The organism is Pseudomonas donghuensis (assembly GCF_000696345.2).
GTDB classification, from domain to species: Bacteria; Pseudomonadota; Gammaproteobacteria; order Pseudomonadales; family Pseudomonadaceae; genus Aquipseudomonas; species Aquipseudomonas donghuensis.
In genome coordinates, this window is sequence record NZ_CP071706.1 from 4,947,823 (window position 1) to 4,967,814 (window position 19,992).

A 19,992-nucleotide genomic window follows, 5' to 3' on the forward strand; every position below is an offset into this window, starting at 1 on the left:
AAAGTTTCGACAGACGTCTGCGACGAGGGTTCGCCGACAAACGATGAAGCTTTATACCAGAAGCTGACCGCCTAAACGAAAAAACGCGGCCGAAGCCGCGTTTTCATCGCATCAGGACAAGATCAGTTCTTGGCCTTGTCGACGATTTTGTTCGCCGCGATCCAAGGCATCATCGAGCGCAGTTGCTCGCCGATGACTTCGATGCCGTGGGCAGCGTTGTTACGACGCTTGGCGGTCATCGAAGGGTAGCCAGTGGCGCCTTCGCTGATGAACATCTTGGCGTATTCGCCGTCCTGGATGCGCTTCAGAGCGTTGCGCATGGCCTGGCGGGATTCGGCGTTGATGACTTCTGGGCCGGTCACGTACTCGCCGTATTCGGCGTTGTTGGAGATCGAGTAGTTCATGTTGGCGATACCGCCTTCGTACATGAGGTCAACGATCAGCTTCAGTTCGTGCAGGCACTCGAAGTAGGCCATTTCTGGCGCGTAGCCAGCTTCAACCAGGGTTTCGAAACCGGCTTTGACCAGCTCGACGGTACCGCCACACAGAACAGCCTGCTCGCCGAACAGGTCGGTTTCGGTCTCGTCCTTGAAGGTGGTTTCGATGATGCCGGTACGGCCGCCACCAACGCCAGCAGCGTAGGACAGGGCAACGTTCTTGGCATTGCCGGAAGCGTCCTGGTAGACCGCGATCAGGTCAGGGATGCCGCCGCCTTTGACGAACTCGGAACGTACAGTGTGACCTGGCGCTTTTGGCGCGATCATGATCACGTCCAGGTCGGCGCGTGGAACGACCTGGTTGTAGTGGATGGCGAAACCGTGGGAGAAGGCCAGGGTGGCGCCCTTCTTGATGTTCGGCTCGACTTCGTTCTTGTACAGCTGGGACTGGAACTCGTCCGGGGTCAGGATCATGACCAGGTCGGCAGCGGCAACAGCGGTCGCTACATCGGCAACTTTCAGGCCGTGAGCTTCAGCTTTGGCAACGGTGGCCGAACCTTTACGCAGACCGACAGTGACGTCCACACCGGAGTCTTTCAGGTTGCACGCCTGAGCGTGGCCCTGGGAGCCGTAACCGATGATGGCAACTTTCTTGCCCTGGATGATGGAAAGGTCACAGTCTTTGTCGTAATAAACTTTCATGAAAATACCCCTGTTATCTCGGCCCGTAAGGCCATCGCTAATTTTTTGAGTTAGATGCTGAGCACTTTGTCGCCACGGGCAATGCCGGTAACGCCGCTGCGCACTGTTTCGAGAATGGACGCGGTACCGATGGCCTGAATGAAGCTGTCAAGCTTGTCGCTGGCGCCAGTAAGCTGAACGGTATAGACGCTGCTGCTGACATCGACGATCTGCCCACGATAGATATCGGTGGTGCGCTTGATCTCGGCACGCTGGGCGCCCGTGGCCTTGATCTTGACCAGCATCAGTTCACGTTCGATGTGCGCGCTTTCCGAGAGGTCGACCAGCTTGACGACTTCAACCAGCTTGTTCAGGTTTTTGGTGATCTGCTCGATCACCTCATCATGACCGACCGTGGTCAACGTCAGACGCGACAGGGTCGGGTCTTCGGTTGGCGCCACCGTCAGGCTTTCGATGTTGTAGTTACGCTGCGAGAACAGACCGACCACGCGGGACAAGGCACCGGGTTCGTTTTCCAACAGCAGGGAAATAATGTGCCGCATGATTAGGTACGCTCCGTCTTGCTCAGCCACATATCGCGCATCGAGCCGTCTTTGATCTGCATCGGGTAGACGTGCTCGCTGTTGTCGACCTGGATATCGATGAACACCAGGCGATCCTTCATGGCGAACGCCTCCTCGAGCTTGGGCTTGAGGTCTTTCAGGCTGGTGATGCGGATACCCACGTGACCATAGGCTTCGGCCAGCTTGACGAAGTCAGGCAGCGATTCCATGTAGGAGTGCGAGTGACGGCTGTTGTAGGCCATGTCCTGCCATTGGCGAACCATGCCCAATACGCCGTTGTTCAGGTTGACGATCTTCACCGGCAGGTCGTACTGCAGGCAGGTCGACAGCTCCTGGATGTTCATCTGGATACTGCCCTCGCCGGTCACGCAGGCAACGTCCTGGTCCGGGAAGTTCAGCTTGACGCCCATGGCCGCCGGGAAGCCGAAGCCCATGGTGCCCAGGCCACCGGAGTTGATCCAGCGGTTGGGTTTGTTAAAGCGGTAATACTGCGCCGCGAACATCTGGTGCTGACCAACGTCGGAGGTAACAAAGGCATCGCCCTTGGTCACTTCGCAGAGGGTCTCGATCACGGTCTGCGGCTTGATCACGCTGCCGTCGCCCTTGTCGTAAGGGAACATGTCGCGACCGCCACGCCATTCTTCGATCTGCTTCCACCAGGCGTCCATGGCCGCCTTGTCCGGCTGCTCGCCGATTTCGCGTAAGGTCGCGACCATTTCGGTCAGTACGCTCTCGACCGGACCCACAATCGGCACGTCGGCCTTGATGGTCTTGGAGATCGACGCCGGGTCGATGTCGATGTGGATAACCTTGGCGTTCGGGCAGAACTTGGCCGGGCCGTTGACCACGCGGTCGTCGAAACGCGCACCGACGGCGAAGATCACGTCAGCGTGGTGCATGGCCAGGTTGGCGGTGTAGCTGCCGTGCATGCCGAGCATGCCGAGGAACTGGCGGTCGGTACCCGGATAGCCACCCAGGCCCATCAAGGTGTTGGTGACCGGCAGGTTGAGCATCTGCGCAACTTCGGTCAGCGCGGCAGAGCCGCCGCCGAGGATCACGCCGCCACCGGCATAGACCACTGGGCGCTTGGCGGCCAGGAGCATCTCGGCAGCCTTGCGGATCTGCCCCGAGTGACCACGAACAGCCGGGCTGTAGGAACGCATCTTGACCTTTTTGGGGTAGACGTATTCGAACTTTTCCGCCGGGTTGGTCATGTCTTTGGGGATATCGACCACGACCGGGCCCGGGCGACCGGACTGCGCCAGATAGAAGGCTTTTTTCAGGACTTCAGGGATTTCCGAGGCATGTTTGATCATGAAGCTGTGCTTCACGATCGGCCGGGAAATACCGATCATGTCGGTTTCCTGGAAGGCATCGGTACCGACCATGGTGCTGGGCACCTGACCGGAGAGGATGACCATCGGAATGGAGTCCATGTACGCGGTGGCAATACCGGTGATGGCATTGGTCGCGCCTGGACCAGAGGTCACCAGTACCACGCCGGCCTTGCCGGTGGCACGGGCGTAACCGTCCGCCATATGGGTCGCTGCCTGCTCGTGACGAACCAGGATGTGGCTTACTTCCGGTTCTTTGAACAGGGCATCGTAAACATGAAGGAGAGCACCACCAGGGTACCCGTAGATGTGCTTAACGCCTTCGTCACGCAAAAAGCGGACGACCATCTCAGCGCCAGATAAAAGCTCCACGTTGTTCACCTCTAAAACGCCAGAATACCGTCCACGCTGGACGGGTCTTAATAGGTTTACTGCCAAGCAGAGCATGAGCGACGGAATCGCCGACTACGTCAGCACTGACTGAGCAAGTATTGGGAGCGCCCCAAAGTGTTGCGGGGTTTTCCCACCCAGCGCGAGGTAACGCGTTGCGGGGTGTTACAGGTCGGCGCGGGTGTGCGCCTCATGATCTGCTTAGCGGGTCTGCTTCTGGCAGTCCCTCTACAGCGGAATCTGGATTCTTCTTTTTCGGCGCGCGCAAGTCAAGAAAAATTATTGCCAATTTCGCGCAAGGACGATCCACAGCCACCACTAATACCAAAGACAGCAGCAGAAAAATAAACAATACAAATAAAAAGAGCCACAATCTGTGGCTCCAAGGGTGAAAAGAGGGAAATTCAGGCAGAAGGACTGATCAATTGGTCAAACTCTGCTAGCAGCCTGCGTAGCTCGCGGCTTTGCTCCGGGCGGTCGACGTATACCGTTTCAGCCATGACCAGGATGCCGGAGGCATTTGGCAACGGCAGCCCTTTCTCGAGAATCACTTTCATCTTCGGCAGGAAAATCCACTGCAGCCACTGATCGAAGTTCATGCTGTCGACGGCGAAGGGCACGGTGCTGGCCAACGCCTGGGCGCTGGGCGGCTCATCGCTCCACCAGCCCTGGAGGCGCAGCTCATGCTCGATCAACAACAGGTGATCGGCGATATCGAGAATGCGCGGATCCATCACAGGTTGACCTGGGCTTTCTGCCGCGCCAACGCTGCGCCAGCTGAATCACCCTGTTTCTCGCGTGCCTGGGCAATGATGTTCCACAACCCGGCCTGCAGGTCGGGGCGGCCGTTGGCGTAGGTCAGTGCACGGCGCGCCAGTTGCTCGGACTGCGCGGCATCGCCCTGGGCCAGGCGCACCTGGGCCAGACGGTAGAGCACCTGCGGCTCACGCGGAGCAATGCGCTGGGCACGCTCCAGGCTCGACGAAGCGCCGTTGTAGTCGCCGCCGCTCTGTTGCTGCTGGGCGGTGGTCAACAGCGCCAGCACCGGGCCGTCGAGCTGTTCGTCAGCCGACAGGCCGCCGCTGGCAGCACTGGCGCGCGGAATCCCGCTCGGCGCGCTCGGGGCGCTGCTGCTCGGCATGGTGTAGCTGCCGGCGTTGGTCGAGCTGCTGTCGAATGGCGCCGAGCTGCTCGGCCCCGGGGTAATCGGTCCGGTGCTGATCGGTGCGGCGCCGGTGGATGCCGGGAACGTCTGGATCGGTGCAGCGCCGGCACCTTGCGGGACCATGACCATCACCCCGGAGTCCTGCGGCACGGCTTGCGCCTGGCGCGTACCGCTGTAGATCTGCGCAGGCGCGCCACGGTTGGCCGTGACCCGCTCACTGTTGGACACCCGGGTACTGGAATCGACCACGGGAATGGAGCCGCGCGGATTGCTGGCGCAGCCATTGAGCAAAGCCAGCGCCGTCAAGGCTGGAAACCACCACTTGTTCACTTCACACCCTCTTTAGGCTAGTGCTTAATTCATCCAACCCTTGACCCAGTCCATGACGGACTCGGCAGGGTCCGGCTCACCGCCACAGGCAGCTCCGGCCGGCGGTTCACTCCCACGAATATACGGCATCTGCACGGCGCCCGGGCAACTGGCGTCCGAGCCCTGGCCACTGTGCGGATCGACCCAGGCCTGAACCACGTTGTCGGGCTGCGGCATGTCCAGCGGCAGCGGGTCGGCCTTGCGCATGAAGCTGGTCCAGACCTGCAAGGCACCCGTGGCGCCGGTGAACGGTGTTTTACCGTTGTCGTCACGGCCCAGCCACACCACCGCCAGCAGGTCCTGGCTGAAGCCTGCGAACCAGCTGTCACGGGAGTCGTTACTGGTACCGGTCTTGCCCGCCAGGTTCAACGAGCCTGGCAGCACACTGTAGACCGAACGCCCGGTACCTTCGCGCATCACCCGCTGCATAGCGTTCTGCACCAGATAAATGGCGCCCGGGTCGAAGGTTTGCTGGATCTGGAACGGATAACGCTTGAGCGGCTCGCCTTCGGCGGTGAGCACGCTGCGAATGCCGCGCATCGGCGTATTGAAACCGCCATTGGCCAGGGTCTGGTACATGGTCGCAACCTGCATCGGCGACATCCCGCCGGCGCCCAGCAGCATCGACGGGAAGGCTGGCCAGTCAACGTTCACGCCCAGCCGGCCGATGGTGTTGAGCACGTTCGGCACCCCCAACTCCAGGCCAAGCTTGGCCGTCGACAGGTTGTAGGAGTTGGCCAGGCCCTGATACAGATAGATGGTGCCGTGGGAACGCCGATCGTAGTTCTGCGGTTTCCACACCTGGCCATCGGCGCCTTTGACCGAAAACGGCTCGTCCTGCAGCCAACTGGTCAGGGTGTATTTGCTCGGTTTTTCCAGGGCGGTCAGGTACACCGCTGGCTTGACCAGCGAGCCGATTGGCCGCACCGCGTCGATGGCGCGGTTGAAGCCGGCAAATCCAGCCTGGCGGCTACCGATCAGGGCCTGGACTTCACCGGTTTCCGGGTTGGTCACCACCATTGCCGCTTCGACTTCATCCGCGCCCTTGCGCCCGGCCAGGCGCTTGAAGGTCTCGCCCATGGCCGCTTCGGACTTCATCTGCAGGATCGGGTCGAAACTGGTGAAGATGCGCAGGCCTTCTTCGGTCAAGTCCTCGTCGCGATAGTCCTGGCGCAGCTGGCGTTTGACCAGGTCGAGGAAGCCCGGGTACGAGCTGTCGGCCAGGCTGCCGCGCTTGGTCACGCCCAATGGCATCTTCTTGGCCGCTTCCACCGCTTCCGGGGTCGCCACGCCCTGCTCAGCCAGCAGGTCGAGCACCAGGTTACGCCGTACCGTCGCCCGTTCCGGGTAACGCCGCGGGTTGTAATAGGAAGGCCCCTTGACCATACCGACCAGCAAGGCGACCTGATGCAGCTTGAGTTCCGACAGCGGCTGGCTGAAGAAGAACTGACTGGCCAGGCCAAAGCCGTGCACGGCGCGCTGGCCGTCCTGGCCGACAAACACCTCGTTGAGGTAGGCCTCAAGGATTTCCCGCTTGTCGTAATGCAGTTCGAGCAACAACGCCATCATTGCTTCATTGAGCTTGCGGCTGAGGCTGCGTTCGTTGGTCAGGTAGAAGTTCTTCACCAACTGCTGGGTCAGGGTACTGCCGCCCTGGCGCATGGCGCCGGATGACGTGTTGACCCACACCGCCCGGGCAATCGACTTGGGCGATACGCCGAAGTGGTGATAGAAGTCGCGGTCTTCCACCGCCACCAGGGTTTCCAGCAAGTAAGGCGGCACCTGGTCGATCTTGATCAGGATGCGGTCTTCGAGGTTTTTCGGGTACAGGCCGCCGATCAGCAGCGGCTCCAGACGCACCACGTCGAGCTTCGAGCCGTTGGCGCCACTCAGGCTGGCAACGTAGTCGCCGGAAAAACGCACGCGCACGCCTTGCGCCGGCTCCATGCCTTCATAGAACTGGAAGCCACGGGTATTCAGATCGACGGTATTACCGTTGACCGCCGCCGCACCCGGGCCATTGGCGACGCTTTCGCGGCGATAGCCGAGGGCATCGAGCTCGATAAGGAAATCAGCCTTGCTCAGCTTCTGGCCGACGAACAGCTCCAGCGGCCGGGCGTAAACCTTGGCCGGAATCGTCCAGCGCTTGCCGGAGAACTTCTCCTGGACCACGGCGTCGAGGTAAATGGCATAGCCCGCCACCAGCACAAGGCCGACCAGGCTGAGCTTCAGGGCCCAGCCCAGCCAGGCACGCGAGCGGCCAGACGGGCGTTTTTTAGCGGTACGGGGGGATCGGGATCGAGTCATGGCGGCGGATTATACGCACTTTATCAATCATCGACAGGCGCCCTCCGGCGGTTTGCACCAGCCCCGCTTGCGGCCATAATGGCCGATTCGAATCTCCTGACCCAGAAGGATCGCCCGTGAGCCAAGCCTTGATCACAGCACTGCAGAATCCCGCCCTGTTCCCTCACCCGGTGAAGGCATTTCAGGTCATCGAGACGCATATCTCCTGGGTGCTGCTCACCGGTGACTATGCCTACAAGATCAAGAAGCCGATGAACTTCGGTTTCCTCGACTTCACCCAGTTGTCCCAGCGCGCGCACTTCTGCGCCGAAGAGCTGCGCCTGAACCAGCGCCTGACCGAAGGCCTGTACCTGGAAGTGCTGCCGATCACCGGCAGCGCCGAAGCACCGCAACTGGGCGGCGAAGGCGAGCCGATCGAATACGCGCTGAAAATGCGCCAGTTCCCTCAGAGCCAGATGCTCAGCACCCTGCAGGCCAATAGCGAACTGACCGCCGCGCACATCGACCAGATGGCCGAACAGATCGCCCGCTTCCACCTGGCGGCGCCGAAGGTGGCCGTGGAGCATCCGCTGGGCACCCCGGACAGCGTCATGGCCCCGGTCGAGCAGAACTTCGAACAGATTCGCCCGTTCCTGTCCGACAAGGCCGACCTGCAACAACTGGATGCCTTGCAGGCCTGGGCCCAGGACAGCTTCAAGCGCCTGCACGGCCTGCTTGAGCAGCGTAAGGCAGAAGGTTTCATTCGCGAATGCCACGGTGACATCCACCTGGGCAACGCCACCCTGATCGACGGCAAGGTGGTGATTTTCGACTGCATCGAGTTCAACGAGCCGTTCCGCTTGACCGACGTCTACGCCGACGCCGCGTTCCTGGCCATGGACCTTGAAGACCGCGGCCTGAAATCGCTGTCGCGGCGCTTCATCAGTCAGTACCTGGAGCTGACCGGCGATTATGCCGGCCTGGAGTTGCTGAACTTCTACAAGGCCTACCGCGCACTGGTGCGGGCCAAGGTCGCCCTGTTCAGCATGCCGGCCAACGCCGATGCCGTGCAGCGCGCCACCACCCTGCGCACCTACCGCAACTACGCCAACCTGGCGGAAAGCTACAGCGCCATTCCGTCGCGCTTTTTGGCCATCACCCACGGTGTTTCCGCCGTCGGCAAGAGCCACGTGGCCATGCGCCTGGTCGATGCCCTGGGCGCCATCCGCCTGCGTTCGGACGTCGAGCGCAAGCGCCTGTTCGGTGAACAAGCCAGCGCCAATGCCGGCCAGTTGCAAGCCGGCATTTATAGTGCAGACGCCAGCCAGGCCACCTACCAGCGCCTGCATCAACTGGCCGAAACCATCCTGCGTGCCGGCTTCCCGGTGGTCATCGACGCCACTTACCTCAAGCACGACCAGCGTCAGGCCGCAGCCGGCGTTGCCAGCGAAACCGGTGTGCCGTTCCTGATCCTCGACTGCAATGCACCGGATGCGGTGATTGCCAGTTGGCTGGCCCAGCGTCAGGCCGATCAGAACGATCCGTCGGACGCCACCCTCGAAGTGGTCAAGGCTCAGCAGGCCAGCCGTGACCCGCTCAGCGCCGAAGAGCTGCTGCAGAGCAAGCGGGTGGAAACCAACGAAAGCGGCAGCCTCGACCTGCTGGTCAAACAGATCCGCCAGCGCCTGCCAGGGCTGTAATGCACCCCGAGACGTGAAGCAGTCGACACTTCACGCCTGATTCCGAGCACCTCCGCAATGGTGGCACTATAGTGTCACCATAAGCTCAAACAAGGAGGTGTCTCATGAGTCAGCCACGGCAACTGGACAGCGCGCTGTATGCATTGGTGCATGACGAACAGATCACCAGCTTCAACCGCGAGAAGCCCAGGGACGGCACCGTCGACTTTCGCGGCGGTGATTTCCGTGGGCTCGACCTGCGCGACCTGGACACCACCGGCATCGACTTCACCGATGCCTACTTCCGTGCCTCCGACCTGCGCGGCCTGGACTTGCGGCACAACAGCCTGGAAGGCGCCAGCCTTGCCCATGCGCAGATTTCCGGCACCTACTTTCCCAGCGAACTGAGCGCCGACGAGATCCTCATGTCGGTCAATTTCGGCACCCGCTTGCGCTACCGTACACGCTGATACCAACGAGCGAAACGCCCGCGGGCTGCGGCCTTGCGGGCGGTTTTCGGCTACCCGTCGGCACGCGGATGGCAAAACGCCGCGTATTTCCCAAGTGCCGCTACACTCCTCATTGACCTGCCGCGATTCCTCAATCAAGACCCGTTCAGCCGTCGCAAGGAGGCTTGATGAACGATGAACTCCAGCATCTGAAAAACCTTGGCAAGACTTCTGCGCAGTGGCTGCATGCGGTCGGCATCCACAGCGCTTCGGACCTACGCCGGCTGGGTGCGGTCAATGCCTACAAGGCCGTGCGCACCCGAGGCTTCCGGGCTTCGAAGGTGCTGCTCTATGCAATCGAAGGCGCCTTGCTCGATGTGCACTGGAATGACATTCCGGCCGAACGCAAGGAAGCCTTGAACCAGCAACTGGACGGTAAAGCGGGTGTACAGAAAAATAATCGAGAATATTAAGCCACGGCGCTTGACTCGATAATGAGAATCGTTATGATTATCACAACTGGTCGCGAGACTGGTTGGGTAACCTGAAAGCCCCTGGTTCGGACTCTCAGATTATCTCCTCATCAGGCTAATCACGGTTATTGACCCGGCACTTTGCCGGGTCTTTTTTTGCCTGGTATTTTTCCTCGCGTTGACCTCCGGGGCGCCCTAGCGGGCGATGATCAGCGGGTGCCCACGCTCAGGGTGGGGTTGTACCAATACGTCGATGCCGAACACAGCCTTGAGTGAATCCGGGCGCAATACCTGCTGCGGGGTATCCAGGGCGTGGGCGCGGCCCTGCTCGAGCAGCAGGATGCGGTCACAGTAGCGCGCGGCAAGGTTCAGGTCATGCAGGATGACCAGCACTGCAGCACCGCGGTCGGCGAACTCGCGCACCGCTTGCAAGGTGGTGTGCTGGTGCAACGGATCGAGCATCGAAGTCGGCTCGTCGAGCAACAGGATTCTGCCCTCCTCCCCTGGCCACAGCTGCGCCAGCACCCGGGCCAGGTGCACGCGTTGACGTTCGCCCCCGGAGAGCGCCAGGTAACTGCGCCCGATCAGATGGCTGGCATCGGCGGCCTGCAAGGCCAGGTCGATGATCTGCTGGTCGCGTTCAAGGCCGCTGTTGTGCGGCAAGCGCCCCATACCCACCACCTCTTCGACCTTGAAGGCAAAACCCAGGCTGGACACCTGCGGCAATACTGCCAAACGCTGGGCGCGCTGCTGACCGGGCCAGTCACATAGACCTCGCTCATCCAGGGTCACTCGCCCTTCGCTGGCACTGAGCTCACCACACATCACCCCCAGCAGGCTGCTTTTACCCGCGCCGTTAGGGCCCAACACACCTAGCACCTGGCCGGCTTCCAGCACCAGGCTGATATCGCTCAGCACCTGGTTTGAGCCCCGGCGCAGCGACAGATTCTCGACTCGCAACATCAGGCACGCCCTCGCAGCAGCAAGTAGAGGAAGAACGGTGCGCCGATAAACGCGGTGACAATACCGATGGGCAGTTCAGCAGGCGCCAGCGCCAAGCGGGCGACCAGGTCGGCGAACAACAATAGTGAAGCGCCAGCCAACAGCGATGCCGGTAGCAGCACGCGGTGATCAGGCCCCGCCAGTAGACGTACCAGATGCGGCACCACCAGGCCAATAAAGCCGACCAGCCCCGCCGCCGCCACCGCCGCGCCCACCCCCAAAGCGGTGCAGAACACCAGTTCGCGCTTGAGTTTCTCGACCTCGATGCCCAGGTGCCGGGCCTCGGACTCGCCCAGCAACAGGGCATTCAAGGCCTGGGCCCGCCGCGGCAGCCACAGCGAAACGACGATGGCGACCAGCACCAGCGGCCACAGGCGCTGATAGCTCGCGCCGTTGAGGCTGCCCAGGTTCCAGAACGTCAAGGTACGCAAGGTGGCGTCATCGGCCAGATAAGTGAACAGCCCGACCGCCGCACCGGCCAAGGCGGTCAAGGCGATGCCCGCCAGCAACATGGTGGCGACATTGGTCTGGCCATCGCGCCGGCCGAGGCGATACACCAGCGCGGTCACCGCCAAGCCGCCAAGAAAGGCGCACAGCGATAACAGGTAGGGGCCGAACACCTCAGGAATGCCACCGACCCACGCGCCGCCGACAATCGCCACCGCCGCACCAAGCGCGGCGCCAGCGGAGACACCGACCAGGCCGGGGTCGGCCAGCGGATTGCGAAACAGCCCCTGCATCGCCACCCCGGTCAGCGCCAGCACCGCGCCCACAGCCACCCCCAGCAGGGTTCGTGGCAGGCGAATCTGGCCAAGGATCAGCTCGGCCTGCTCCAGCCCTTCTCCGGCCACCGGCAACCCGACCAGCCGCGCCCCGGCCCGCAGGGTATCGAGCAGTGGCAGGCTGACCGGCCCCAGCGCCAGCGACAACCAGATCGCCAGCAGGCACAACAGTGCCAGGGTGACGAACAGCGTGCGCGGTTTGATCAGCCGGTTCATCGGGCTGTCGGATAGAAGGCTGTGGACAGGTTCTGCAAGGTAGTCGGCAGACGCGGACCGAGCCCGCCGACCAGCAGGGTCGGGTCCAACTCGATCAGGCGATTGCTGCGTGCGGCGCGCGAGGCGCTCAGGGCCGGATTTTCCTTGAGCAATGCCTGCAAGGCCTGCTCGCCGCTGAGGCTACGGTCGGCAAACACCAGTACATCGGGATCGAGCGCCGCCAGTGCTTCAACCGAGAAGTTCTTGTAGCCTTCGTTATCGGCCAGGTTGCGCGCACCTGCCTGTTTGAGCAGCCAATCACCGGCGGTACCCTTGCCGGCGATCATGGGTTTGGCGCCGGCATGACCGACCAGCAGGATCACCCCAGGGGCAGCCTGACGGGTTTGCAGTTGTTTGATCTTGCCCTGCAAGGCAGCCAGTTGCTGGCGGTAGTCGGCAAACAACTGCCGGGCCTGGTTCTCGTTGCCGAGCAAGCGCCCCAGTTGCTGCAGGTTGGTTTCGACTGCCGCCAGATCAGCCTTGCTGGAAAGCAGTTCGACCTTGACCCCGGCGCCACGGATTTGCGCCAGCACTGGCGGCGGCCCCATTTCCTCGGTCCCCACCAGCACATCCGGGCGCAGGCTCAGCACACCTTCGGCAGACAACTGGCGCTGGTAGCCGATGCTCGGCAAGGCCTTGAGCGACTCAGGATGCTGGCTGGTGGTATCGACCCCCACCAGTTTCTGCTCCCCTCCCAGCGCTGCAACCCACTCACTCAAAGCCCCACCGGCGCTGACCCAGCGCTGCGGCAAGGCTTCAGCCTGGGCCAGGGTGTTGAACACAAGACCGGCACACAGGGCGATCAGGCGGGCACTTGGGCGCATAACAGGCTTCCTTGAATGAGGAGGAGCGGCAATCCGGGTGGATAATGCCGGGGACGCACGGTATAAAGCGTCCGATACGGCTGATGCAGGCAATTTGATAATTATTTGCATTTGCACGTCAAGCCGTCACTGTGACTACAGGTAACCCCTCACCATGCATTTTCTTTGTCGTCCCGAACAACTGAGCGAAGGCCAGAGCCGCGGCTTCAGTGTCGATGACCTCGGGATTTTCGCGGTTCGACGTGCGGGCACTGTCTACCTGTACCGCAACTACTGCCCCCATCGCGGTATCCCCCTGAACTGGGAGCCTGACGCCTTTCTCGACAGCAGCGCCAGCCTGATTGCCTGCGGGCGCCATGGCGCGCTGTTTCTGATCGAATCCGGCGAATGCGTGGCGGGTCCCTGCGAGGGCGAGCAACTGACGGCCCTGGGCTGCCGCGAAGACAGCCAGGGCATCTGGCTTATCGACTGAGCAATACCGGCAACGGCCGATCGATATAGACCTGCTCGCCATCGATCCGCGTGCCATAGGCAAGCACCTCGACGCCGTCGGCCACCGCAGCGCGTAGCGCATCGGCATAGGCCCTGTCGATCTCGTCGGCCGGGCGTACGGCTTCGACACCGCTCAGGTTCACGCAATACAGCTGCACCGCACGCACCCCCTGGCGAGCCAAGGCTGCCAGTTCACGCAGGTGCTTGGCGCCGCGCTGGGTCACCGCATCGGGGAAGGCGGCCACGCTGCAATCATCGAAGCCCAGGGTCACGCTCTTGACCTCGACGTAGGCCGGCCCCTCGGCGAACTCCAGGCGAAAGTCCACCCGGCTGTTCTCCTCGCCATAGGCCACCTCGCGCTTGAGCCCGGTAAAGCCTGCCAGTTCACTGATGATCCCGGCGCGCAAGGCTTCTTCAACCAGGGTGTTGGCCCGCCCGGTGTTCACACAGGCCAGGCGCCCCTGCGGGGTTTCACTGATTTCCCAGGTGCCGGGCAGCTTGCGCTTGGGGTCGTTGGAACGACTGAACCAGACCTGGCCGCCCTCGACCATGCAATTGAACATCGAGCCGGTGTTGGGGCAATGGATGGTCATCTGCTCGCCGTTGGCCAGTTCGATATCGGCCAGGAAGCGCTTGTAGCGGCGCAGCAAACGTGCGGTTTCGAGTGTGGGTGAAAAACGCATCAGCCTTGCCAGCTCCGCAGTCCGCGGGCAATTCGCTCAACCGCTTGCTGCAAGCGCGGCAAGCTCTGGGTGTAGGCAAAGCGTACATGGTGCCCGGCCTGGTGGCGGCCGAAGTCCAGGCCCGGGGTGAAGGCCACATGCTCGGTTTCAAGGAAGTGCTGGCAGAAGGCAAAGGCATCACCGCCAAAGGCGCTGATGTCGGCGTACAGGTAGAACGCGCCCTGAGGCTCGACGGCAATCCTGAAGCCCAGTTCACGCAAGGCCGGCAAGAGAAAGTCGCGACGGCGGGCAAATTCCGCTCGCCGTTCTTCGAGGATGGCCAGGGTCCCGGGCTGGAAACATGCCAATGCCGCATGCTGGGCCATGCTCGGTGCACTGATGTAGAGGTTCTGCGCCAGTTTCTCCAGGTCAGCCACTGCCGCCGGTGGCGCAACCAGCCAACCCAGGCGCCAGCCGGTCATGCCGAAATACTTGGAAAAACTATTAAGGACGAAGGCTTCGTCGTCGACTTCCAGCACACTCGGTGCATCCATGCCGTAGGTCAGGCCGTGGTAGATCTCATCCACCACCAGGTGACCCTTGCGCGCACGGGTAGCGGCCGACAGGCCGGCCAGTTCGTCGCGATCAAGCACCGTGCCGGTCGGGTTGGCCGGCGACGCCACCAGGGCGCCGACGGTGTCCTGGTCCCAGTAGCGCTCGACCAGATCGGCGGTCAATTGATAATTCACCTCTGGCCCCACCGGCACCAGTTGCGCAGCACCTTCGACCAGGCGCAGGAAGTGCCGGTTGCACGGGTAGCCCGGGTCGGCGAGGAGCCAGTGCTTGCCCGGATCGACCAGCAGGCTGGCAGCCAGCAGCAAGGCGCCGGAGCCGCCCGGGGTAATGAGGATGCGTTGCGGGTCGATGCTCAGCCCGTAACGCTGCTGGTAGAAGGTGGCAATGGCCTCACGCAGCGCCGGCAGCCCGCGGGCGGCGGTATAACGGGTATGCCCCTGGGCCAGCGCGGCCTGGCCGGCCTCGATGATAGGCGCCGCGGTAGTGAAGTCCGGTTCGCCGATTTCCAGGTGGATCACGTCGCAACCGCTCGCCTGCAGCTCGTTGGCGCGGGCCAGCAGGGCCATCACGTGGAAAGGTTCGATGGCGCGGCTGCGCGCACTGTAGGGCTGGGCCATTAGCCTTCTCTCAAAAGGGTCTAGAATAATGATTCTACCCATGCGCCGGGTCGAACGTGTGGCAAAAGCTGCGGTCCACTGCAAAGATCTTCAAGGCTTGGTGCCATTGCCCCGGCCTTGACAACCGGGAGTAGCGCACCCCGGTTCGATCTGGTAAGTTCGGCGGCTCGCAGTCGCAGGGCCGGCGGGCGCCGGAGATGGAGCAGCCTGCGCAATGGATTAGAAAAGTGAGAGGCGGTCTATTCATGTCCACCCTAGAAAAGCAAAAAGCCAGTCAGACCATGTACGGTGTCGAACCCTATAAGGAAACCAAGGGTGAAGAGTACATGGGCGACCCCATGCGCAAGCACTTCACCATGCTTCTCGGTGCGTGGAAGCAGGAGCTGATGACCAGTGTGGACCGGACTGTGGACCACATGAAAGACGAGGCAGCCAACTTCCCGGACCCCGCCGATCGCGCCAGCCAGGAAGAAGAGTTTGCCCTGGAACTGCGCAACCGTGATCGCGAGCGCAAGCTGATCAAGAAAATCGACAAGACCCTGCAGAAGATCCAGGACGAAGAGTACGGCTGGTGCGAAGCCTGCGGCGTTGAAATCGGCCTTCGCCGACTGGAAGCCCGCCCGACCGCCGACCTGTGTTTTGACTGCAAAGAGTTGGCCGAGAAAAAGGAAAAGCAAGTCGGCAAGGCGTGATGCCAGCAACTTGCAACGCAACGGGGCGCTCAAAGCGCCCCGTTTGATTTACAGGCTCCACACCCCATGAACGACTCCAGCTATATTGGGCGCTTCGCCCCTACCCCCAGTGGTTACCTGCACTTCGGCTCGCTGGTCGCGGCCCTGGCCTCGTGGCTGGACGCCCGTGCGGTCGGCGGCACCTGGCTGGTGCGCATGGAAGACATCGACCCGCCCCGCGAAGCCCCCGGTGCCCAGGCAGCGATCCTCAACACCCTTGAAAGCTACGGCCTGGAATGGGACGGCGAGGTGGTGTACCAAAGCCTGCGTCACGAGGCCTATGCCGAAGTGCTCGAGCGCCTGTTCCGTCAGGGCCTGGCCTACGCCTGCACCTGTTCGCGCAAGCAGCTCGAAGGTTACAACGGTGTTTACCCAGGCCTGTGCCGCAACGCCGGGCATAGCCGCGAGAATGCTGCCATCCGCCTGCGGGTGCCGGAGCTTGTCTACCATTTCGATGACAGGGTACAGGGCCATTTCCAGCAGCACCTGGGGCGCGAAGTCGGTGATTTCGTCATTCGCCGCCGTGATGGCCTGTACGCCTATCAACTGGCCGTGGTGCTGGATGACGCCTGGCAGGGGGTGACCGATATCGTCCGCGGCGCCGATCTGCTCGACAACACCCCGCGCCAGCTGTATCTGCAGGAACTGCTGGGGCTGGCGCAACCGCGCTACCTGCATGTGCCGCTGATCGTACAGCCGGACGGGCACAAACTGGGCAAGTCCTACCGCTCGCCGCCCCTGGCCGCCGACCAGGCCACTGCGCTGCTGCTGCGGGCCCTGCGCGCGCTGGGCCAGACGACCGAAGCGGGCATGGAGCAAGGCACTCCGGCCGAAGTACTGGCCCATGCCGCACTGCACTGGAACCCCGACATCCTGCCCCGGCGCTTGAGCGTGCCCGAGGCCGACCTGCGCTGATTCCCTTCTGATCCGCCCCCACCACAGACAGTTACCCCGACGCAGAAAGCCTAGTAAATTCAATTCTTTGGCAAAAACGCACAAGCCCGTTACCATCGCCGCAGCCATTTGCGCCAATAATAAGTCCAAGCCGCAGCGTCCTTACCTTTGAGGCCAGCATGTATATCTATCGTTTGGTCCTGCTTCTGGTCGTGGGGATCTACCTGTTCTCCCCGGCCATCATGGACTGGTGGATCGAGCCAACCGGTGCCTGGTATCGCCCTTACCTGCTCTGGCTGATCCTGATCGTCGTGACCTTTATCCTGCAGAGCCAACGTGATGCCGATGAGCTTTAGCCTGACCCAGATGATCCTGATCAGCGCCGCCTACCTGCTGGTGCTGTTCGGCGTGGCCTGGGTCAGCGAACGCGGAATGATCCCGCGCTCGATCATCCGCCACCCGCTGACCTACACCCTGTCGCTGGGCGTCTATGCCAGCGCCTGGGCCTTCTATGGCTCGGTGGGCCTGGCCTACCAGTATGGTTACGGCTTTCTCGCCTGTTACCTGGGGGTGTCCGGCGCTTTCTTGCTGGCGCCGGTACTGCTCTATCCGATCCTGAAGATTACCCGCACCTACCAGCTGTCATCGCTGGCCGACCTGATCGCCTTTCGCTTTCGCAGCACCTGGGCCGGGGCGCTGACCACCGTATTCATGCTGATCGGCGTGCTGCCGTTGCTGGCGCTGCAAATCCAGGCGGTAGCCGACTCGATCAGTATCCTCACGGGCGAGCCCGTCAAGGCGCGGGTGGCCTTTGCCTTTTGTGCCCTGATCACCCTGTTCACCATCTTCTTCGGCTCCAGGCACATCGCCACGCGGGAGAAACACGAAGGCCTGGTGTTTGCCATTGCCTTCGAGTCGGTGATCAAGCTACTGGCCCTGGGCGGCATCGGCCTCTATGCGCTGTACGGTGTGTTTGGCGGACCGCATCAACTGGAAGTCTGGCTGCTGCAGAACCAGACTGCCCTCGCCGCGCTGCACACACCGTTGCAGGAAGGCCCCTGGCGTACCCTGTTGCTGGTGTTCTTCGCCTCGGCGATCGTGATGCCGCACATGTACCACATGGCCTTTACCGAGAACCTCAACCCGCGCTCACTGGTCAGTGCCAGCTGGGGCCTGCCGCTGTTCCTGCTGCTGATGAGCCTGGCGGTACCGCTGATTCTCTGGGCCGGCCTGAAGATGGGCGCCAGCACCAGCCCGGAGTACTTCACCCTGGGCCTGGGCATCGCCGCCAACAACCAGGCGCTGGCGTTGCTGGCGTACATCGGCGGGCTATCGGCCTCCAGCGGGCTGATCATCGTCACCACCCTGGCACTCTCGGGCATGGCCCTCAACCACCTGGTGCTGCCGCTGTACCAGCCGCCGGCCGAGGGCAACATCTACCGTTGGCTGAAGTGGACCCGACGGGCGCTGATCGTCGCCATCATCGCCGCCGGTTTTGGCTTCTACCTGACCCTGGGCAGCCAGCAGGACCTGGCCAATCTCGGTATCGTCGCCTTTGTCGCCACCTTGCAGTTCCTGCCGGGCGTACTCTCGGTACTGTACTGGCCCACCGCCAACCGCCGCGGCTTCATCGCCGGCTTGCTGGCCGGCATCCTGGTGTGGATGGTGACCATGCTGTTGCCGCTGGTGGGCAACCTGCAGGGCTTCTACATCCCGCTGCTGAACATGATCTATGTGCTCGACGACACCAGTTGGCACATGGCCGCGATCGCCTCGCTGGCGGCCAACGTGCTGCTGTTCACCCTGATCTCGCTGTTCACCAACGCCAGCAGCGAAGAAGTCAGTGCCGCCGAGGCCTGTGCGGTGGATAACGTCCGTCGCCCGCAGCGCCGTGAGCTGCACGCCGCTTCGCCGCAGGAGTTCGCCACCCAGCTGGCCAAGCCCCTGGGCGCCAAGGCTGCGCAGAAGGAAGTCGAGCAGGCCCTGCGCGATCTCTACCTGCCGTTCGACGAGCGCCGCCCGTATGCCCTGCGCCGCCTGCGCGACCGCATCGAAGCCAACCTGTCGGGCCTGATGGGCCCAAGCGTGGCCCAGGACATGGTCGAGACCTTCCTGCCCTACAAGTCTGGTAACGAAAATTACGTTACCGAAGACATCCACTTCATCGAGAGCCGCCTGGAAGACTACCACTCGCGCCTGACCGGCCTTGCCGCCGAGCTCGACGCCCTGCGCCGCTACCACCGCCAGACCCTGCAGGAACTGCCAATGGGCGTCTGTTCGCTGGCCAAGGACCAGGAAATCCTGATGTGGAACAAGGCCATGGAAGAGCTTACCGGTATCCCCGCCAAGCGCGTGGTCGGCTCGCGCCTGGCGACCATTGCCGAGCCTTGGCGCGGCCTGCTGCTGGGCTTCATCAACGTGCCCGACGAACACCTGCACAAACAGCGCCTGGGCCTGGACGGTCAGACCCGCTGGCTGAACCTGCACAAGGCGGCCATCGACGAGCCGCTGGCACCGGGCAACAGCGGCCTGGTGTTGTTGGTCGAGGACCTCACCGAGACCCAGGCCCTGGAAGACAAGCTGGTGCACTCCGAGCGCCTAGCCAGCATCGGCCGCCTGGCCGCCGGGGTTGCCCATGAGATCGGCAACCCGGTCACTGGCATCGCTTGCCTGGCACAGAACCTGCGCGAAGAGCGCGAAGAGGACGGCGAGATCACCGAGTTGAGCAGCCAGATCCTGGAGCAGACCAAGCGCATCTCGCGCATCGTCCAGTCGCTGATGAGTTTCGCCCATGCCGGCAGCCACCAGCACAGCGACGAGCCGGTGTGCCTGGCCGAAGTGGCCCAGGATGCCATCGGTCTGCTGGCCTTGAACCGGCGCAATTTCGAAGTACAGTTCTTCAACCTGTGCGACCCCGATCACTGGGTCGAGGGCGACCCGCAACGCCTGGCCCAGGTGCTGATCAACCTGCTGTCCAACGCCCGCGACGCCTCCCCGCCCGGCAGCGCGGTGCGGGTCAAGAGCGAAGCCAGCGAGCATACCGTCGACCTGATCGTCGAGGACGAAGGCAGCGGTATCCCGAAAAACATCATGGATCGTCTGTTCGAACCCTTCTTCACCACCAAGGACCCGGGCGAAGGCACCGGACTGGGGCTTGCTCTGGTCTATTCCATCGTGGAAGAGCATTATGGACAAATCACCATCGACAGCCCGGCCGATAGCCAGAGCCAACGCGGCACCCGGATCCGAGTGACCCTGCCGCGCCATGTCGTAGCGACGTCCGCTGTGAACTGAGACCGTCGAGAGAATT

19 protein-coding genes are annotated in these 19,992 nt (G+C 62.4%); 8 read left to right on the forward strand and 11 right to left on the reverse strand.

Translation table 11 applies throughout. The annotated features are described in order from the left end of the window. Positions 1-122 precede the first annotated feature (122 nt). The 6 genes from ilvC to mrcB all read right to left on the reverse strand — a co-directional run bounded on the left by ilvC (position 123) and on the right by mrcB (position 7,267). Positions 123-1,139 (reverse strand): ketol-acid reductoisomerase, encoded by a 1,017-nt coding sequence (ilvC, locus tag BV82_RS22985; protein WP_010223017.1) that lies wholly within the window; start codon positions 1,137-1,139, stop codon positions 123-125. 50 nt (positions 1,140-1,189) lie between these two features. Further along, positions 1,190-1,681, reverse strand: a complete 492-nt coding sequence (gene ilvN / locus BV82_RS22990; protein WP_010223016.1) for an acetolactate synthase small subunit — start codon at positions 1,679-1,681, stop codon at positions 1,190-1,192. Between the two features lie 2 nt (positions 1,682-1,683). Continuing rightward, entirely contained in the window at positions 1,684-3,408 is a 1,725-nt protein-coding gene (locus tag BV82_RS22995) for an acetolactate synthase 3 large subunit (RefSeq protein ID WP_010223015.1), read from the reverse strand. Between the two features lie 422 nt (positions 3,409-3,830). Further along, positions 3,831-4,163, reverse strand: coding sequence for a YqcC family protein (locus BV82_RS23000; protein WP_026001315.1), 333 nt, complete (start codon positions 4,161-4,163; stop codon positions 3,831-3,833). Then, the gene (locus BV82_RS23005) at positions 4,160-4,921 is read right to left on the reverse strand and encodes a tetratricopeptide repeat protein (protein ID WP_036996908.1); all 762 of its coding nucleotides are present in this window, start codon (positions 4,919-4,921) and stop codon (positions 4,160-4,162) included. Before BV82_RS23005 ends, BV82_RS23000 begins: the two co-directional genes overlap by 4 nt. Positions 4,922-4,945: 24 nt before the next feature. Continuing rightward, positions 4,946-7,267: a penicillin-binding protein 1B gene (mrcB, locus tag BV82_RS23010; RefSeq protein ID WP_010223012.1), complete on the reverse strand. Its 2,322-nt coding sequence runs from the start codon at positions 7,265-7,267 to the stop codon at positions 4,946-4,948. Between the two features lie 116 nt (positions 7,268-7,383). Here mrcB and BV82_RS23015 point away from each other — a divergent pair, with 116 nt between their 5' ends. The 3 genes from BV82_RS23015 to BV82_RS23025 all read left to right on the forward strand — a co-directional run bounded on the left by BV82_RS23015 (position 7,384) and on the right by BV82_RS23025 (position 9,847). Next, a complete protein-coding gene (locus BV82_RS23015; RefSeq protein WP_036996909.1) occupies positions 7,384-8,946 on the forward strand; it encodes a bifunctional aminoglycoside phosphotransferase/ATP-binding protein in 1,563 nt (520 codons plus the stop codon). Positions 8,947-9,050: 104 nt separating this feature from the next. Beyond that, complete coding sequence (locus BV82_RS23020) at positions 9,051-9,395, forward strand: pentapeptide repeat-containing protein (protein ID WP_010223010.1); 345 nt, start codon at positions 9,051-9,053, stop codon at positions 9,393-9,395. Between the two features lie 167 nt (positions 9,396-9,562). Beyond that, on the forward strand, positions 9,563-9,847 hold the full coding sequence (locus BV82_RS23025) for a TfoX/Sxy family protein (RefSeq protein WP_010223009.1): 285 nt from the start codon (positions 9,563-9,565) through the stop codon (positions 9,845-9,847). Positions 9,848-10,042: 195 nt separating this feature from the next. On the opposite strand, the gene BV82_RS23030 is transcribed toward BV82_RS23025, so the two are convergent. Genes BV82_RS23030 through BV82_RS23040 form a run of 3 tightly spaced genes read right to left on the reverse strand, consistent with a single transcriptional unit; the run spans position 10,043 to position 12,710 of the window. After that, entirely contained in the window at positions 10,043-10,810 is a 768-nt protein-coding gene (locus tag BV82_RS23030; RefSeq protein WP_010223008.1) for a heme ABC transporter ATP-binding protein, read from the reverse strand. Next, a complete protein-coding gene (locus BV82_RS23035) occupies positions 10,810-11,793 on the reverse strand; it encodes a FecCD family ABC transporter permease (protein WP_162471130.1) in 984 nt (327 codons plus the stop codon). Before BV82_RS23035 ends, BV82_RS23030 begins: the two co-directional genes overlap by 1 nt. A 50-nt stretch (positions 11,794-11,843) precedes the next feature. After that, entirely contained in the window at positions 11,844-12,710 is an 867-nt protein-coding gene (locus BV82_RS23040; RefSeq protein ID WP_010223006.1) for a heme/hemin ABC transporter substrate-binding protein, read from the reverse strand. A 154-nt stretch (positions 12,711-12,864) separates the two neighbouring features. On the opposite strand from BV82_RS23040, the gene BV82_RS23045 reads away from it, so the two are divergent. Next, positions 12,865-13,182: a Rieske (2Fe-2S) protein gene (locus BV82_RS23045; protein WP_036996910.1), complete on the forward strand. Its 318-nt coding sequence runs from the start codon at positions 12,865-12,867 to the stop codon at positions 13,180-13,182. Here BV82_RS23045 and sfsA read toward each other — a convergent pair. Further along, positions 13,172-13,885 carry a DNA/RNA nuclease SfsA gene (gene sfsA, locus BV82_RS23050; protein ID WP_010223004.1) on the reverse strand — a complete coding sequence of 238 codons (714 nt, stop codon included), beginning with the start codon at positions 13,883-13,885 and terminating at the stop codon, positions 13,172-13,174. The two genes, BV82_RS23045 and sfsA, sit on opposite strands and share 11 nt — an antisense overlap. Then, entirely contained in the window at positions 13,885-15,057 is a 1,173-nt protein-coding gene (locus tag BV82_RS23055; RefSeq protein ID WP_010223003.1) for a pyridoxal phosphate-dependent aminotransferase, read from the reverse strand. Before BV82_RS23055 ends, sfsA begins: the two co-directional genes overlap by 1 nt. Positions 15,058-15,302: 245 nt before the next feature. Between BV82_RS23055 and dksA the strand changes: the two genes are divergently transcribed. The 4 genes from dksA (at position 15,303) to BV82_RS23075 (ending at position 19,976) form a co-directional block, all read left to right on the forward strand. Next, positions 15,303-15,749 (forward strand): RNA polymerase-binding protein DksA, encoded by a 447-nt coding sequence (gene dksA, locus BV82_RS23060; RefSeq protein WP_010223002.1) that lies wholly within the window; start codon positions 15,303-15,305, stop codon positions 15,747-15,749. A gap of 66 nt (positions 15,750-15,815) precedes the next feature. Next, complete coding sequence (gene gluQRS, locus BV82_RS23065) at positions 15,816-16,703, forward strand: tRNA glutamyl-Q(34) synthetase GluQRS (protein ID WP_036996911.1); 888 nt, start codon at positions 15,816-15,818, stop codon at positions 16,701-16,703. A gap of 158 nt (positions 16,704-16,861) precedes the next feature. Beyond that, positions 16,862-17,038 (forward strand): hypothetical protein, encoded by a 177-nt coding sequence (locus BV82_RS23070; RefSeq protein WP_003250005.1) that lies wholly within the window; start codon positions 16,862-16,864, stop codon positions 17,036-17,038. Further along, positions 17,022-19,976 (forward strand): sensor histidine kinase, encoded by a 2,955-nt coding sequence (locus BV82_RS23075; protein ID WP_010223000.1) that lies wholly within the window; start codon positions 17,022-17,024, stop codon positions 19,974-19,976. The genes BV82_RS23070 and BV82_RS23075 overlap by 17 nt, the downstream gene beginning before the upstream one ends. The last annotated feature ends 16 nt before the right edge of the window (positions 19,977-19,992 follow it).

Bases quoted from the DNA above. Each gene is read 5' to 3' on its own strand.
- ilvC (WP_010223017.1), bottom strand. From the start codon at position 1,139: ATGAAAGTTTATTACGACAAAGACTGTGACCTTTCCATCATCCAGGGC.
- ilvN (WP_010223016.1), bottom strand. From the start codon at position 1,681: ATGCGGCACATTATTTCCCTGCTGTTGGAAAACGAACCCGGTGCCTTG.
- mrcB (WP_010223012.1), bottom strand. From the start codon at position 7,267: ATGACTCGATCCCGATCCCCCCGTACCGCTAAAAAACGCCCGTCTGGC.
- BV82_RS23020 (WP_010223010.1), top strand. From the start codon at position 9,051: ATGAGTCAGCCACGGCAACTGGACAGCGCGCTGTATGCATTGGTGCAT.
- BV82_RS23025 (WP_010223009.1), top strand. From the start codon at position 9,563: ATGAACGATGAACTCCAGCATCTGAAAAACCTTGGCAAGACTTCTGCG.
- BV82_RS23030 (WP_010223008.1), bottom strand. From the start codon at position 10,810: ATGTTGCGAGTCGAGAATCTGTCGCTGCGCCGGGGCTCAAACCAGGTG.
- BV82_RS23040 (WP_010223006.1), bottom strand. From the start codon at position 12,710: ATGCGCCCAAGTGCCCGCCTGATCGCCCTGTGTGCCGGTCTTGTGTTC.
- BV82_RS23045 (WP_036996910.1), top strand. From the start codon at position 12,865: ATGCATTTTCTTTGTCGTCCCGAACAACTGAGCGAAGGCCAGAGCCGC.
- sfsA (WP_010223004.1), bottom strand. From the start codon at position 13,885: ATGCGTTTTTCACCCACACTCGAAACCGCACGTTTGCTGCGCCGCTAC.
- BV82_RS23055 (WP_010223003.1), bottom strand. From the start codon at position 15,057: ATGGCCCAGCCCTACAGTGCGCGCAGCCGCGCCATCGAACCTTTCCAC.
- dksA (WP_010223002.1), top strand. From the start codon at position 15,303: ATGTCCACCCTAGAAAAGCAAAAAGCCAGTCAGACCATGTACGGTGTC.
- gluQRS (WP_036996911.1), top strand. From the start codon at position 15,816: ATGAACGACTCCAGCTATATTGGGCGCTTCGCCCCTACCCCCAGTGGT.
- BV82_RS23070 (WP_003250005.1), top strand. From the start codon at position 16,862: ATGTATATCTATCGTTTGGTCCTGCTTCTGGTCGTGGGGATCTACCTG.
- BV82_RS23075 (WP_010223000.1), top strand. From the start codon at position 17,022: ATGCCGATGAGCTTTAGCCTGACCCAGATGATCCTGATCAGCGCCGCC.